This window comes from Aromatoleum evansii (assembly GCF_012910805.1).
GTDB classification, from domain to species: domain Bacteria; phylum Pseudomonadota; class Gammaproteobacteria; order Burkholderiales; family Rhodocyclaceae; genus Aromatoleum; species Aromatoleum evansii.
Map to the genome: position 1 here is coordinate 1 of NZ_WTVK01000049.1, position 14,567 is coordinate 14,567.

General features: G+C 65.7%; 15 protein-coding genes. 10 read left to right on the forward strand and 5 right to left on the reverse strand.

The genetic code is table 11. The annotated features are described in order from the left end of the window. Positions 1 to 117: 117 nt before the first annotated feature. From GO615_RS20760 to GO615_RS20795, 8 genes are all read left to right on the forward strand, one after another. Positions 118 to 318, forward strand: a complete 201-nt coding sequence (locus tag GO615_RS20760) for a hypothetical protein (RefSeq protein ID WP_169131600.1) — start codon at positions 118 to 120, stop codon at positions 316 to 318. An 88-nt stretch (positions 319 to 406) separates the two neighbouring features. After that, positions 407 to 982, forward strand: coding sequence for a Tll0287-like domain-containing protein (locus GO615_RS20765; protein WP_169131602.1), 576 nt, complete (start codon positions 407 to 409; stop codon positions 980 to 982). Between the two features lie 48 nt (positions 983 to 1,030). Then, entirely contained in the window at positions 1,031 to 1,471 is a 441-nt protein-coding gene (gene trxC, locus GO615_RS20770) for a thioredoxin TrxC (protein WP_169131604.1), read from the forward strand. Between the two features lie 69 nt (positions 1,472 to 1,540). Further along, a complete protein-coding gene (gene dtd, locus GO615_RS20775) occupies positions 1,541 to 1,990 on the forward strand; it encodes a D-aminoacyl-tRNA deacylase (protein ID WP_169131607.1) in 450 nt (149 codons plus the stop codon). 91 nt (positions 1,991 to 2,081) lie between these two features. Beyond that, positions 2,082 to 2,396, forward strand: coding sequence for an MliC family protein (locus GO615_RS20780; RefSeq protein WP_169131609.1), 315 nt, complete (start codon positions 2,082 to 2,084; stop codon positions 2,394 to 2,396). A 54-nt stretch (positions 2,397 to 2,450) separates the two neighbouring features. Then, a complete protein-coding gene (gene leuE, locus GO615_RS20785) occupies positions 2,451 to 3,104 on the forward strand; it encodes a leucine efflux protein LeuE (RefSeq protein WP_169131611.1) in 654 nt (217 codons plus the stop codon). A 147-nt stretch (positions 3,105 to 3,251) separates the two neighbouring features. After that, positions 3,252 to 4,325, forward strand: coding sequence for an HD domain-containing phosphohydrolase (locus GO615_RS20790; protein ID WP_169131613.1), 1,074 nt, complete (start codon positions 3,252 to 3,254; stop codon positions 4,323 to 4,325). After that, complete coding sequence (locus tag GO615_RS20795; protein WP_169131615.1) at positions 4,315 to 4,653, forward strand: Hpt domain-containing protein; 339 nt, start codon at positions 4,315 to 4,317, stop codon at positions 4,651 to 4,653. Before GO615_RS20790 ends, GO615_RS20795 begins: the two co-directional genes overlap by 11 nt. A 7-nt stretch (positions 4,654 to 4,660) precedes the next feature. Here the strand turns inward: GO615_RS20795 and GO615_RS20800 are convergent, their stop codons facing one another. The 4 genes from GO615_RS20800 to GO615_RS20815 all read right to left on the reverse strand — a co-directional run bounded on the left by GO615_RS20800 (position 4,661) and on the right by GO615_RS20815 (position 9,761). Continuing rightward, positions 4,661 to 6,880: a response regulator gene (locus GO615_RS20800; RefSeq protein ID WP_169131617.1), complete on the reverse strand. Its 2,220-nt coding sequence runs from the start codon at positions 6,878 to 6,880 to the stop codon at positions 4,661 to 4,663. A gap of 141 nt (positions 6,881 to 7,021) precedes the next feature. After that, entirely contained in the window at positions 7,022 to 8,455 is a 1,434-nt protein-coding gene (locus GO615_RS20805) for an NYN domain-containing protein (RefSeq protein ID WP_169131620.1), read from the reverse strand. A gap of 87 nt (positions 8,456 to 8,542) precedes the next feature. Beyond that, positions 8,543 to 8,782 carry a hypothetical protein gene (locus tag GO615_RS20810; RefSeq protein ID WP_169131622.1) on the reverse strand — a complete coding sequence of 80 codons (240 nt, stop codon included), beginning with the start codon at positions 8,780 to 8,782 and terminating at the stop codon, positions 8,543 to 8,545. A gap of 10 nt (positions 8,783 to 8,792) precedes the next feature. After that, positions 8,793 to 9,761, reverse strand: coding sequence for a 2-hydroxyacid dehydrogenase (locus GO615_RS20815; protein ID WP_169131624.1), 969 nt, complete (start codon positions 9,759 to 9,761; stop codon positions 8,793 to 8,795). A 288-nt stretch (positions 9,762 to 10,049) separates the two neighbouring features. Here GO615_RS20815 and GO615_RS20820 point away from each other — a divergent pair, with 288 nt between their 5' ends. Continuing rightward, positions 10,050 to 10,874: a hypothetical protein gene (locus tag GO615_RS20820; RefSeq protein ID WP_169131626.1), complete on the forward strand. Its 825-nt coding sequence runs from the start codon at positions 10,050 to 10,052 to the stop codon at positions 10,872 to 10,874. 526 nt (positions 10,875 to 11,400) lie between these two features. Here GO615_RS20820 and GO615_RS20825 read toward each other — a convergent pair. Further along, positions 11,401 to 12,312 (reverse strand): LysR substrate-binding domain-containing protein, encoded by a 912-nt coding sequence (locus GO615_RS20825; protein WP_169131628.1) that lies wholly within the window; start codon positions 12,310 to 12,312, stop codon positions 11,401 to 11,403. Positions 12,313 to 12,476: 164 nt separating this feature from the next. Here GO615_RS20825 and aspA point away from each other — a divergent pair, with 164 nt between their 5' ends. Then, complete coding sequence (gene aspA / locus GO615_RS20830; protein WP_169131630.1) at positions 12,477 to 13,895, forward strand: aspartate ammonia-lyase; 1,419 nt, start codon at positions 12,477 to 12,479, stop codon at positions 13,893 to 13,895. The last annotated feature ends 672 nt before the right edge of the window (positions 13,896 to 14,567 follow it).

Consider the following 14,567-nt stretch of genomic DNA (forward strand, 5'->3'; position numbering starts at 1 on the left):
GCCCCGACCGCCCCGACCGCCGCAACACGCTTGTGCGACGCAGGATACCGGCGTCTAATCGCCTGACATCGAGGATGCGATGCCTGCACGGTGTCGCACACGATGGGAGGAGGCGCCATGCATCGATTACTGATACTCGCCGGCAGGCTGTCGGGCCTCGGCGGGCTCGCCCTGTGCCTGATCGCCGGCCTCGCGCGGCTGTCCGGCAGCTTCTGGATAGGGGGATACCAGGTCGGCACCCTGCTCCTGGCCGGAATCGGCGCACTCGCCGCCGGCAGCTTCCTGCTGCTGTGGGCGCTGACCGAGCGCATCGAATAATCGCCGCAGCGCCCCCCGTCCGAAGCCCCTCACCGCTGCCATTCGCAGTAATATAAGCGTTTGCTTTTATTTAAATGAGGAGATCGCGATGACGATAGTTCGGCTGGCCGTGGCGGCGGCGATTGCGGGTGCAGCCTTGCCCGCCCTGGCGGATGAACTGGCGCTGATGACCGAGGCGCGCGCCGCTGCGACGAGCCTGCCGCCGCGGCTCGTGACGGCGCTCAACGAGGAGATCGCCAGGAGCGGCCCGGAAGGCGCGATTCCCGTATGCCGTGACATGGCGCCGAAGATGGCCAAGGAAATCGTCGCGAGCACCGGCTGGCAGTTGAAACGCGTCACCCTGAAGGCACGCAATCCGCAGCGCGCGACGCCTGACGCATGGGAGCGCAAGACACTGGAGGAATTCGACCGCCGCGCCGCGACGGGCGAGAACCCCGCGAAACTGGAGAAGGGTGAAGTGGTCGAACAGGCCGACGGCACGCGCGCATTCCGCTACGCCAAGGCCTTGCCGACGCAGCCGCTGTGCCTGAACTGCCACGGAGCCGAGGACAAGCTGACGCCGGCGGTGAAGGCGCGCCTGGCCGAGCATTACCCGCAGGATCGCGCGACGGGTTACAGCGAAGGCCAGATCCGCGGCGCCATCGTCGCGACGAGACCGCTGTAAGTGCATGTGAACAAGCCGGTCGGGATCCAGCCGGCGACGGAGTCGATGATGTCCCCCGATACCCTGACCCTGCCCTGTCCGCACTGCGACGCACTCAACCGGGTGCCGGCGGCGCGCATGAGCGACGAGCCGAACTGCGGCAAGTGTCATGCGCCGCTGTTCGCACGCAAGCCGCTGACGCTGGACGCGACGAATTTCGCGCTCCACACTGAGCGCAGCGACCTGCCGGTGCTGGTGGATTTCTGGGCGCCGTGGTGCGGCCCCTGCCGCATGATGGCTCCGGCCTTCGAGGAAGCAGCACGCATGCTCGAACCGCAGATGCGCCTTGCGAAGGTGAATACCGAAGAGGAGCAGGCGCTTGCAGCGCGCTTCGGCATCCGCAGCATCCCGACGATGATCCTGTTCCGCAACGGACAGGAGGTGGCGCGGCAGTCGGGCGCAATGAACGCAGGGGCCATCGCACATTGGGCTCGCAGCCACGAACTGTAGCGCACGGAGCGTGCAGGTAAGGTTGCGCTTCAGGCGCCAAAGCAGGCCGGGAACAAGGGAGCGAAACTGATGTTGGCAGTGGTGCAGCGCGTCGCGGAGGCGCGCGTGGAGGTGGACGGCAGGATCACCGGCGCGATCGGCCGGGGTCTGCTGGTGCTGGTGTGCGCCGAGCGCGGCGATCGTCGCGCCGAGGCCGACAAGCTGCTGGGCAAGATCCTGAAGCTACGGATCTTTTCCGACGAAGCCGGCAAGATGAACCGTTCCGTGCAGGATGTACAGGGCGGGCTGCTGATCGTCAGCCAGTTCACCCTTGCGGCCGACACCACCGGCGGAAACCGGCCGAGTTTCACGAACGCGGCGGCGCCGGATGAAGGCCGCACGCTGTACGAGCATTTCGTCGCCGAGGCGCGCAAGGCTCACGCGCAGGTCGGAACCGGAGAATTCGCGGCGGAAATGCAGGTGCACCTCGTCAATGACGGGCCGGTCACCATACCGATGCGCGTCGCACCGGCGACCTGAACCCGGGGCCGCGGCGGGGTGAACGACCGCGACACGAAGCCTCGTTTTTCCATCGTCCACGCCGCCGGCGTGCTCCCCGCAGGAAGTGCTCATGAACACCCGCACGATTGCCCTCCCCGTCCTCCTCATTGCCACCCTGCTTGCTGGTTGCGCCCAGACCCCGCCCGCAGCGCGCCCGGTCGCCTACGCGTGCGACGCGGGGAAGCGCTTTTCGGTGACCTACCATCCGTGGGGCGATGCGAGCATCGAAATCGAGCGGATGCGCTTCGCACTGATGAGAGAGGCGGCCGATGGCGGCGGCGAACGTTACGCCTGCGGGGCCCTGACACTGTGGCGCAGCGGTGATACGGCGCGCGTGGACATGCAGGGAGCCGGCCAGTACGAGAACTGCCGCGCCAGCCGCTGAATACGGCTGCGCGAACGCGTTATGATTGATGATCTACCGGCGGAGACCTGGATCATGTTCTATGGCGTAACCGACCTGACGACTTTCATTCTCGGCACGATCTTCATCGTCCTGCTGCCGGGGCCAAACTCGCTTTACGTGACGGCGGTCGCCTCGCGCCTCGGCGTCGCGGCGGGCTATCGCGGGGCGTGCGGAATCTTCCTCGGCGACACGGTGCTGATGGTTCTGTCGGCCACGGGTGTCGCATCCCTGCTGCAGACGACCCCAGCCCTGTTCATGGTGCTGAAGTACGCCGGGGCCGCCTACCTTGCATGGGTCGGGCTCGCGCTGCTGCGATCGGCCATCGCCGGCTGGCGCGACAGGACGGCCGGCACGGCGGCGCCCGAGCAGGCAGCCTCCGATGCGACGCGCCCCTTCCGCACGGCGCTGGTGATCAGCCTGATGAACCCGAAGGCGATCCTGTTCTTCGTGTCCTTCTTCATCCAGTTCGTCGATCCCGCCTATGCCTACCCCGCACTGTCGTTCGCGATCCTCGGCACGATCGTGCAGGTGTGCAGCGCGATCTACCTGTCGGCGCTGATCTTCGGCGGCGCACACCTCGCGGCGCAGTTCCGTCGGCGCCGCCGCTTGTCGGCGGCGGCAACCGGGGGAGTCGGCGGGCTGTTCATCGGATTCGGCGCAAAGCTGGCGAACGCCACGCTAGGGTGAGGCGCTGACCGGCACCATACGGTGCCGCCCACGCTATTCATAAGGGATCATCCATCCGCCATTGAGTGTGAGGCGCTGCACGGCGGCAGTGACCGGTTCACGGTAGTTTGTAACTTGTTGCAACGCCACTCCGCCCAGGATTCCACCATGAACGTCGTCATCGTGGACGACACGCCGACCAACCTCGCGTTGATGCGCATGCTCGTCCAGCGACTGGACGGCTGCCAGCCCATCCCCTTCGCCGATTCGGGCTCGGGCCTCGACTGGTGCCTCGAGAATGACCCCGATCTGGTGATCGTGGATTACATGATGCCGAAGCTCGACGGCCTGGAGTTCATCCGTCACGTGAGGCGAGAACCCCGGCATGACAGTCTGCCGATCCTGATGGTGACTGCAGACCATCAGAAGAGCGTCCGTTACGCGGCACTGGATGAAGGCGGCGTGGATTTCCTCAACAAGCCCGTCGACCGCATGGAATTCCTGGCGCGGGTCAGGAACATGCTCGCGCTGCGGCGCAGCCAGAGGGCCTTGGCCGACCGCGCCACGTGGCTGGCCGAAGAAGTGCGGCGCGCCGTCGCGGAGATCCACGACCGCGAGCGCGAGACCATCGTGCGGCTGGCGCGCGCGGCGGAGTGTCGCGATCCGGAGACCGGCACGCACATCCTGCGCATGGCCCATTACGCTCAGCGCATCGCGGTGCAGATGGGTCTTCCGGCCGATTTCGCCGAGATGCTGCTGCATGCGGCGCCGATGCATGACGTCGGCAAGCTCGGAACCCCGGACCACATCCTGCTCAAACCCGGTCGACATAGCCCGGAAGAGTTCGAGATCATGAAGCAGCACACGCAGATCGGGTACGAAATCCTGCGTGAAAGCAGCTCGCATGCGATCCAGCTGGCCGCGTCGATCGCGCTGCATCACCATGAGAAGTTCGACGGTTCGGGCTATCCCCGGGGCCTCGCGAAGGAGGCGATCCCCATCGAAGGCAGGATCGTTGCGGTAGCCGACGTGTTCGACGCGCTGACCTCAGCGCGCCCGTACAAGCGTGCGTGGTCGCTCGACGAGGCGCGTGACTATCTGAGCGAGAACCGGGGCACGCATTTCGACCCGGCGTGCGTGGATGCCTTCCTCGCCGTCTGGGACGAGGTGCTGGAAATCCGCGTGCGCTACGTTGACGAGGAAGAGCCTGCTTCGGCCCCGGAACCGGATGATGGACAGTGAGCCGCTGTTCGACCTTCGCGCGACGCTCGACAACCTCGACAACGATGTCGAGATCCTGCAGGCCATCGCCGCAACCTTCGTCGCGGATGCACCGCGTCTGCTTGCGGACCTTTGCACCGCCCTCGCCGACCACGACGTCACGGCGGCGATCCGCGCGGGTCACAGCCTCAAGGGTTCGGCGGAAAACTTCGGTGCCGCTGCGCTGATTCGCGCGGTAAAGGCACTGGAGGACGCGTCGAGGACAGAGGACTTCCCGTCTGCAGCCGCGTGGCTGGGCGAGGTCGACCGCCTCCTCGCGCAGTTGTGCGCAGAGCTGCGGACCATTTAGCGGCGTCTCAGCCCGTCCAGTTCTGCAGCAGAACGCTCAGCTCGCCCTTGGGGGCACGGCGATGGTCGATCGCGCGCTTGAGCAATGCGTTCAGGGCCTGACGGCGGATGGGCTTCGAGATGTAGTCGTCCATTCCGGCGGCGAGGCAGCGCTCGCGGTCCCCCTGCATCGCGTGAGCAGTCATTGCAGCGATGTAACATTGCCGCGGCCCCTCGCCAACGGCCCAGCTCCGGCTGGCTTCGCGAGCGCGGATCTTCGCGGTGGCTTCCATGCCGTCGATGAGAGGCATCTGCAGGTCCATCAGGATGAGGTCGAACGGCTGCTGCTCGAACCATTCAAGCGCCTCGACACCGTTGTTCGCAACGGTGACGCGGTGCCCGGCCTTGGTCAGCAACTGCACGGCAAGTGCCTGGTTGACGAGCGTGTCTTCGACCAGCAGGACATTGAGCGGCTCGGCAGCATCGAGCCCGAGCACGGCCGCTTCGTCGACCTCGAAGCGCGCCAGTTCCAGCCGCCGCAGGTCCGCGACATCGAACGCGGCGCGCAGTGCATCGAACAGGTTGTCCTCGAACACCGGCTTGACGAGATGGGGGCGCGACGGAACTGCAGCGCTGCGCGCGAGCTCCTGTCTCTGGGCATGATTTGCCAGCAACAACAACACGTTGTCGAACGTCTGCAGGAGCGCGAGACCGCCTGGCGCGGGCATGCCGCCATCGGCCAGGATGAGGTCATAGGGGCGGCCGACACGGGCGCGCTCGGCGACGAGGGCCGGAACGCGGGACGCATCGTCGGTCGTGTCGACCTCCAGCCCGAGCTGCTGCAGCATGCGCGCGATTAGCGCAAGGGCGTGGGGACAGTCGTCGATGACCAGGACGGCGCGGCCCTGCAACCCAGTCGGCAATTCGAACGACGGCGCGGCGGCATTGGGTTCGGCGGCCACGCGGGCCGTGAAGTAGAAGGTGCTGCCGCCACCCGGCTCGCTCTCGAGCCAGATCTGGCCGTCCATCAGCTTGACCAGCCGGTTCGTGATCGCGAGTCCGAGACCCGTGCCGCCGAAGCGCCGCGCCGTAGACGGGTCGCCCTGCATGAAGGCATCGAATATCTGCTCGTGAAGCTCCGGGGCGATGCCGACGCCGGTGTCGCGCACGACGAACTGCAGGTACAGGGACATGCCGCTGTGCCGCAGCTTGCTGACCTCCACGGCGACCTCACCCCGTTCGGTAAACTTGATCGCGTTGCCGACGAGATTGGAGAGCACCTGGCGCAGACGCGTGGGATCGCCGTAAAGTCGATCGGGAAGGTCGGGTGCGACGTCGAGCAGCACCTCCAGCCCCTTGCGATGGGCCGAGACCGCCAGCCCGCGCATGGTGTCACCCAGGACATTGCGCAGCGAGAACACGACGGATTCGAGTTCGAGACGCCCAGCTTCGATCTTGGAGAGATCCAGGACGTCGTCGATGATCGTAAGCAGCGCGTCCGCGGACGACTTGACGGTTTCCAGGTAGCCACGCTGCACTTCGTCGAGCGGGGTATCGAGCGCAAGCTCGGTCATGCCGACGACCGCATTCATCGGCGTGCGAATCTCGTGACTCATGTTCGCGAGAAAGGCTCCGCGCGCACGGTTGGCGGATTCCGCTTCTTCCTTTGCGCGCACGAGGGCCGCCTCGGAGCGCTTCTGGTCGGTGATGTCGCGATGCAGGACAAGAAGTCGTTTGGGCTTGCCCTCGCCGTCCCGCACTGAGACGCGGCAGCGCAGCAGCCACCAGCGCCACCCGTCGTCCGGATCCAGCATGCGGTGCTCGATTTCCATCAGCGGGGCACGCCGCTGCAGCACGGTGTTGAGCCGCTCGCCCACCATCGCACGATCGTCGGGCAGTATCCATTCAAGCCAGTCGTCTATGCTGCGCACCGGCGCACCGCCGATGGTGCCGAAGCGCCTCTGCCACGCGGACGATTGCTTGATCTTGCGCGAAACGAGATCCCATTCGCACAGCACATCGCCCGTCAGATCGAGACAGGCGACGAGTCGCCGCGCCTTCTCGGCCCGCCGTTCGATCTCGGCATGGCGATCGTAGGTATCCTCGATCTCGACCAGGAGATTGACGAGGTTGGCCGCAAGGTCTGAAAGGCCGGCCGACTGCAGCGCATCCAGCGCGCCCTTGAGAGGGGCCTCCTCGCAGGTACCGAACGCGGCGGCAATCTGGCGGTTCAGGAGAACAGATGTCATCGGAATGATCAGCCTCTGCGCAATGGGCAGGTCACCCCGTCGGTCGCCCGCGGGGCGATAGCCATTGTATTTGCCCCGCCCGCGCCATCGCGTGAGGAATTACCGTACGCCGGACGCCCTGGTCGCGGGGGCGGCGCAGGGTCAGTTCTGTTGCGGCTCGGTCTTGCGCGGTCGGCGGCCTCGCGCTGCGGTCTTGCGGAGGGGCTTGGCCGCGCCATCGTCCCCGGCGACGCTAGCCGGCTCCGTCGCGGGCACCGCTTCGACTGCTGCCGGAACGGCTTGCGCCGCTTCCGGCATGGCCGCTTCCGGTTTCGCGATCTCGGCCTTCGCGACCTGGGACTTGCCGCGACGCGAACGACGGGCGCCCGCCTTGGCGGGCTCGGCCGGCGACACTTCGGCCGCTTCGACTCTGGGTTCAGCGGCTACGGGTGCGGGAGCGACCACGAACTCCTGCTCGGGCTGAGCCGGTATGCGTGCCGGAGCTTCCGCCTCGACGGTCTTCGGCGCCTCCGCCCTGCCCCCTTCCACCAAGGCCTCGGCCACGGCCTCCGCCTTTTTCGCCGCGGACTTGCGTCCGCCCCGCTTGCGGCGGGGTTCGTGCCGGGCGGAAGGCTCGTCGCCCGTCGGACGCTCCACCGGCGTCGCCGACACCGCTTCACCATGCGCCGCTTCGCCCGCCGCCGTCATGGCCTCAACCGCAGTGCCCTGCTCCGCGGCTGCGGGCGCCTCGGCAATCGCTTCCGTCACGACCGCACGGTTGCTGCGATAGACGTAGGCGCCCGATTTCTCGTCACGGCCGAACTCGAGCAGGCCGCGCGCCTGAGCCTCCTCGAGCAGGTTGCCGAAGGCGCGGAAGCCGTAGTAGGACTCGTTGAAGTCGGGCTTGCGGCGCTTGATGGCCTCCTTGAGCATCGATGCCCAGATGCGCACGCCGCTGTCGCCGCGCTCTGCCACCAGGGCATCGAAGGTCTCGACGGCGATGTTGATGGCCTTGAGCTTGCGCGCTTCGACCTCGTCCTTGCGGTGCTTTTCCTCTTCGGGCGAGCGCTTCGTCGAGGGCTGGGTTTCGCGCGTTTCGCGCTTGGCCGCGCGCTGGCTCTCGCGCACGAGGTCGTCGTAGAAGATGAATTCGTCGCAGTTGGCGATCAGCAGGTCGGAGGTCGATTGCTTCACGCCCACGCCGATGACCTGCTTGGCGTTCTCGCGCAGTTTCGACACCAGGGGCGAGAAGTCGGAGTCGCCGCTGATGATGACGAAGGTGTCGACATGCGACTTCGTGTAGCACAGGTCGAGCGCATCGACGACGAGGCGGATGTCCGCCGAGTTCTTGCCCGACTGGCGGACATGGGGAATCTCGATCAGCTCGAAGTTGGCCTCGTGCATCACGGCCTTGAAGCCCTTGTAGCGCTCCCAGTCGCAGTAGGCCTTCTTCACGACGATGCTGCCCTTGAGCAGCAACCGTTCGAGCACCGGCTTGATGTCGAATTTTTCGTATTTGGCGTCGCGCACGCCGAGGGCGACGTTTTCGAAATCGCAGAACACCGCCATGCTGACGCTGTCATGGGCTGAGGCCATTAGGTTCTCCGGTGGGGTGTCGTCGGGTACGGTAGCGGGAACCGCACAAGGCGCACATGATAGCGATTCCTGCCGCGACGATGCGAGTCACATGCCGCGGCCGCGGGCGCTTTCGTCGCCTGCAGGGGCGTCGTCGCGCACCAGTCGCCATGCGAACCACATCCCGAGCAGCGCGTTCGCGAGGGCAACGCCGGCGACCACGACAAGGGCCGGCGTACTCAGCGGATAGCTGCGCAGGATCCACGCGAACACCGACGACAGGACGTTCAGCGCGATCATCATCCAGAAGGCGGGGTTGCGCGGCTGGTAGAGGCGCGAGAGTTTCACGGCAGCCTCCTCAGGCGACGCGGTCCGGCGGCGTGCGGCCGGCGAAGAAGGCCTCGACGTTGTCGAGCACGCGCATGCCCATGCCGACGCGCGTCTCGCGCGTGGCGCTGCCGAGGTGCGGCAGCAGGACGACATTTTCCAGGGAAAGCAGCCCCTCGCTGAGCTTGGGTTCGGCTTCGAACACGTCCAGGCCCGCGCCGGCGATCGTGCCGTCGCGCAGCGCATCGACGAGCGCGGCCTCGTCGACCACTTCGCCGCGCGCAGTGTTGATCAGGAAGGCGTCGGGCCCCATCAGGGCGAGGCGTTCGCGGTTGATGAGGTGGCGCGTCGCCGCACCGCCCGGGCAATGCAGGGAGACGAAATCGGCCTGGGCCAGCACTTCCTCGACCGAGTCGCACTGGTGCGCGTCGAGCCCGGCAAGCACGTCCGCACCCACGCGGCTGCGGTTGAAGAACACGACCTTCATGCCGAAGCCGTGCTGCGCACGCAGCGCGACGGCGCGCGCGATGCGGCCCATGCCTATGAGGCCCAGCGTCTTGCCGCTCAGCTTCGTGCCGATCATGTGCGTCGGGCGCCAGCCGGTCCAGTTGCCGCTGCGCACTTCGCGTTCGCCCTCGCCGGCTCGCCGGGCGACCATGAGCATCAGCGTGATCGCGAGGTCAGCGGTGCAATCGGTGAGGACATCGGGCGTGTTCGTGACGGCGATGCCCCGCGCCCTGGCGGCGTCGATGTCGATGTGGCTGAAGCCGACGCCGTAATTGGCGATCAGCTTCGCGCTCGGGGCGGCGCCGAGCACGTCGGCATCGATGCGGTCGGACACCGTCGGCAGCAGTGCGTCGCACGAGGCGAGCGCCGCGCGCATCTCGTCGCGCGTGAAGGGGTGATCGTCGGCGTTGAGGCGGACGTCGAAGCGCTCGGCGAGCTCACGCTCGACTTCGGCGGGCCAGCGGCGGGTGACGATGAGGCGGGGTCGGGTCATGTTCTTCATCCTGCTCGTGATTCGCGGTGATCTCGGTCCGGCTAAGGGTGCAGCGCGCAGACTGTGCGGACATCTGCGGCGAAGAATGCCGTGGCAATGGGCCAGCCACCACTGCCGCGGACATACCCCGAACGATACCCGCAGGTGGCGCAGGAGGGGATCGGGCGCAACCCCAACGAGACGATCTTTTGTCCTCGGCGGCGTGCTCGCGGGAAACCTCGGGCCGGCACGAGCACTCCAAGGAATGCGATCGACCACGGATCGCAGCCGCGCGCGGGAGTCCGCCACGTGAGCATCCTGCCCCTGAGCTCGACGCTCGGCCTCTTCGGCACGAGCGCCCTTCGCCCCGTTTCGACGAATTTCGCCGCGACGGCGGGCAGTTTGTCGCTCTTCTCCGGCTCGTCGACGATCGTCGATCTGTCGAGTTTCGGCCAACTCCTGTCGGCCGTCGCGACCTTCGGGAACCGCCTCGCCGTGCTGCGCCCCGGGTCGTCCGACAGCGGAATCGGACAAAACTTCGGCACGGACTTCGGCAGCCTCGCAGCCGAGGCGCAGTTTTTCGTCGACAGCTTCAACAGCCTGCAGGGCAGCCTCGGCGAGGTGAATGTCCTGTTCGGTACCGCCCCGGCCTCCTCCCCTGCTGCCCAGCTGTCGGCGGACCTGCGGGCACGCGTCGAAGAGGCTTTCGACAATGGCGATTCGGCCCTCACGCAGTTGTCGGACCTCGGCATCGAACTGCAGCCATCGCTGCTGCCCGGCACCGGCGGCCGCCTGGGCATCGACATGGCGGCATTGCGCGCGGCCTTCGAGGCGGATCCCGAAGGCAGCTTCTCGCTGCTCGCGCGGGCGGCCGAGGCATTCGCGACGGTGGCGACCGAATTCACTTCGTCAAACGGCGACGTGAACTCGCTTCTCGCGACCCAGCTCCGGTTCTCGTCCCTGCAGCTGACGCTCGGCCTCTTCGACAGCGGCAGTGATTCCTCGCAAGGCGGCCTGCAGAACCTCACCGACCTCCTCATGCTGGCCTCGCTCGGCAATGGCGGGCCGGAGTCGCAGACGCGCGTGGTGGCGGCGCTCAATGAGTTCTCGCTCATTTCCGCCCTGCTGCGCTGATCATCGCGCGGTCGGCCATCGACGAGAACCTGGCCGAGTCGGGCTGTAGTTCGCAGATGGGGCCGATCGGGACGATCATCGTCACGACCACGACCGCCGGACCGTCTGCGCGGCGGCGGCCTTCATACGGCATCGCAACATGCCAAACAGATCACCATGCAATTACAACTCATTGATTAAACTGTTTCATTTATCGTAATAATCGGAAGATAAAAAAATTTTCAGGCAGAAGATGTTGCGTTGCACAAGCTCTTCCAATAAAGTTTGAACCGTCTCCTCCACCCTCCTCCTTTGGTGTGGATTTAGCCCGGACCGTCAAACGTCCGGGCTTTTTCTTTTCTGCAGCCCCGCCAGTCCATAGGGGATTCTGATCGCGCGATAAAAACATTTGTAGGACAAACTTATTGCGCCGCATCATACGGTACCGTATGCTTTGAACCGTCTCCTCCACCCTCCTCCTTTGGTGTGGATTTAAGCCCGGGCCTCAGTTGCTCGGGCTTTTTCTTTTCTGCGCCCGCGAGCGACCTCAGGCAGTTCCCCGCGGCGTGTTCAGCAGCGCCCAGATCTTGTCCACCATCGGATTGCTGTTGTCCGCCGCGCGATGCAGGCGGACTTCCAGCGGGCAGGTCCACTGCGCGGGGCCGGCCTCCACCAGCCGACCTTCGGCGAGTTCGCGGCCCACGCAGCTCTCGGGCAACCAGCCGAGCCCGTGCCCTTCGAGCACCATCGCCTTGAGCGCCTCCGACATGTGGGTATCGAAAGAACGGTCGAAATGGCAGCGCTCGTTGGCGCCGAGCAGGATCATCTCGACCACGTGTCCGAGGTAGGTGCCCGACGAATAGGCGAGAAAGGGCACGATCGCCTCGGCCCGCCCCGGCAGCTTGTAGCGCGGGCGGCCGTCGGCACGCGGCGCCGACAGGGGCAGCATGCGGTCGGTGGCGAGCGCGATGTAGGGAAAGCGCACGGGGTCGAGCAGCATCGGCAGCTGCGGGTGGTGGTACGCGATGAGGAGATCGGTGGCGCCCTCGATCAGCGCGCTCGCCCCTTCGGGCACGTTCACCGCACCGACGCGCGCGACGACGTTGCCCAGCGCTTCCTTCAGTTGCCCCAGCCAGCGCGGGAAGAAGGTGAGCGACAAGGTATGCGCGACCGAGAAGCGGACGGTGTCGATGTTACCGGGCGACTGTCCGCGCAACACGGTGCGCATGTCGTAGGTGCGCCGCAGGATGTCGGCCGCGAAGCCGCGGAAGATCCGTCCGGCGGCGGTGAGATGCACGCCCTGCGCGCGGCGGTCGATGAGCTCGACGCCGAGCCAGTCTTCCAGCGCCTGGATGTGGCGGCTGAAGGTCGGCTGGGAGACGTTGCGGCGTTCGGCGGCGCGCGAGAAGGCGCGCGCGTCCGTCAGCGTCAGGAAGTCCTCGATCCACTTGATCTGCATGTTGCACGCTCCTGCGGTGTTCGTGCCGCGGCATCCGGCGAGTTGTCGCGATGCGCCGCCCTATTCGGGTTCCTTGGGGATGTTATGCGTTTTTTGCATGGCGCGGCACGCAATCCGTTTTCGGTCCGTAGCATCCATGCGTCACACCACACATCGGAGGAAACATGACGCAGACGACCGAACGCATCGAACACGATCTCCTGGGGGACCGCTCCCTGCCCGCCGACTCCTACTACGGGGTCCATACGCTGCGCGCGGTGGAGAATTTCCCGATCACCGGCACGCCGATTTCGATCTATCCCGATCTCGTGCGTGCGCTGGCCGCGATCAAGCAGGCCGCCGCACTGACCAACAACGAACTCGGCTTGCTGGATCGCGAACGCACGGACGCGATCGTGCGGGCCTGCGAGGAGATTCGCGCCGGGGCGCTGCACGAGCATTTCGTCGTCGACGTGATCCAGGGCGGCGCCGGCACCTCGACCAACATGAACGCGAACGAGGTGATCGCGAACCGTGCACTGGAGCTGCTCGGTTGCGCGAAGGGCGACTACGCCCGCCTGCACCCGAACGAGCATGTGAACATGAGCCAGAGCACCAACGACGTGTATCCCACGGCGCTGAAGCTCGCGGGCTATGCGGGAATCTTCGAGCTGATCGAAGCGATGGAAGTGCTGAAGGCGGCGTTCCACGAGAAGGCGGTCGAGTTCGCCGACGTGCTGAAGATGGGGCGCACGCAGTTGCAGGACGCGGTGCCGATGACGATGGGGCAGGAGTTCTCGACCTACGTCGTGATGCTGGGCGAGGACATCGAGCGGCTGAAGGAGGCGGTGCTGCTGATCTGCGAGATCAACCTCGGTGCGACGGCGATCGGCACCGGCATCAACGCCCACCCCGACTACGCCGCGCTGGTGCGCCGGCATCTGGCCGAGATCACCGGCATCCCGGTGCTGACGGCGCCGAACCTGGTCGAGGCGACGCAGGACTGCGGCAGCTTCGTGCAGCTGTCGGGCGTGCTCAAGCGCGTCGCGGTGAAGCTCTCCAAGGTGTGCAACGACCTGCGCCTGCTATCCTCGGGGCCGCGTGCAGGCTTCGGCGAGATCAACTTGCCGGCGCGCCAGGCGGGGTCGTCGATCATGCCGGGCAAGGTGAACCCGGTGATTCCGGAAGTGGTGAACCAGATCGCCTACGAGGTGATCGGCAACGACATGACGATCTCGTTCGCCGCCGAGGCCGGCCAGCTGCAGCTGAACGCCTTCGAGCCGATCATCGCCCACAGCCTGTTCAAGAGCGTAACCCACCTGCGCGCGGGCTGCCTGACGCTGGCGGAGCGCTGCGTCAAGGGCATCACCGTGAATCGCGAATTCCTGCGCAGGAGCGTCGAGAATTCGATTGGCCTCGTGACCGCGCTGAATCCCTACATCGGTTACGCCAACGCGACCGGCATCGCCCAGGAGGCGCTGGTCGGCGGACATAGCGTGTATGAGCTGGTGCTCGACAAGGGCCTGCTCACCCGCGAGCAGCTCGACGAGATCCTGCGGCCCGAGGTGCTCACGCAACCGCGCGCGCTGGTCGGCCTGGCCTGAGCCCGAAGGTCCGTGCGAGGCCTCAAGATGCTGCAATGCACAATTCCAGTCTTGTATAAGACATGATTAGGAATCCCCTTCACCGCCTGGCCATTCGAAGATCTAATCGCTGGATATAAAAATTTGAAGTGCATTATTATTGCGTCGCACAAGCCGGTTCGATAGTATTTGAACCGTCTCCTCCACCCTCCTCCTTTGGTGTGGATTTAAGCCCGGGCCTCAGTTGCTCGGGCTTTTTCTTTTCCGGCTTTGGCTTTTCGCCGACGGTGCCGGAACACGAGCACCGACCGCCCCCCCCTGGAACATCGCACACCAAACTCGGCGGCTCCCGAGTGCATCGATTGCGCGTATTGCCCGTGCATTGCAGCCCCGGGCCTGCACATTCGGATGCCTGATCGAGCGATAAAAAAATTTGTCGTACAAATTTATTGCAACGCACAAGCGCTACCATTAAGATTTGAACCGTCTCCTCCACCCTCCTCCTTTGGTGTGGATTTAGCCCGGTCCCTCACAGGTCCGGGCTTTTTTCTTTTGTGCCGGTTCGATGTACTCGTCAGGGTCGCACGATCCCCGGCTTGCTCGTGCGCGCGGCGCGCAACGGTCTCGGCGACCGGAGGCACATGCAATGGTGTCGGCGCACCAAGAATCTGCATTGCCGGTCATTTGCCGTGT

Bases quoted from the DNA above. Each gene is read 5' to 3' on its own strand.
- GO615_RS20760 (WP_169131600.1), top strand. From the start codon at position 118: ATGCATCGATTACTGATACTCGCCGGCAGGCTGTCGGGCCTCGGCGGG.
- GO615_RS20765 (WP_169131602.1), top strand. From the start codon at position 407: ATGACGATAGTTCGGCTGGCCGTGGCGGCGGCGATTGCGGGTGCAGCC.
- trxC (WP_169131604.1), top strand. From the start codon at position 1,031: ATGTCCCCCGATACCCTGACCCTGCCCTGTCCGCACTGCGACGCACTC.
- dtd (WP_169131607.1), top strand. From the start codon at position 1,541: ATGTTGGCAGTGGTGCAGCGCGTCGCGGAGGCGCGCGTGGAGGTGGAC.
- GO615_RS20780 (WP_169131609.1), top strand. From the start codon at position 2,082: ATGAACACCCGCACGATTGCCCTCCCCGTCCTCCTCATTGCCACCCTG.
- leuE (WP_169131611.1), top strand. From the start codon at position 2,451: ATGTTCTATGGCGTAACCGACCTGACGACTTTCATTCTCGGCACGATC.
- GO615_RS20790 (WP_169131613.1), top strand. From the start codon at position 3,252: ATGAACGTCGTCATCGTGGACGACACGCCGACCAACCTCGCGTTGATG.
- GO615_RS20795 (WP_169131615.1), top strand. From the start codon at position 4,315: ATGGACAGTGAGCCGCTGTTCGACCTTCGCGCGACGCTCGACAACCTC.
- GO615_RS20800 (WP_169131617.1), bottom strand. From the start codon at position 6,880: ATGACATCTGTTCTCCTGAACCGCCAGATTGCCGCCGCGTTCGGTACC.
- GO615_RS20805 (WP_169131620.1), bottom strand. From the start codon at position 8,455: ATGGCCTCAGCCCATGACAGCGTCAGCATGGCGGTGTTCTGCGATTTC.
- GO615_RS20815 (WP_169131624.1), bottom strand. From the start codon at position 9,761: ATGACCCGACCCCGCCTCATCGTCACCCGCCGCTGGCCCGCCGAAGTC.
- GO615_RS20825 (WP_169131628.1), bottom strand. From the start codon at position 12,312: ATGCAGATCAAGTGGATCGAGGACTTCCTGACGCTGACGGACGCGCGC.
- aspA (WP_169131630.1), top strand. From the start codon at position 12,477: ATGACGCAGACGACCGAACGCATCGAACACGATCTCCTGGGGGACCGC.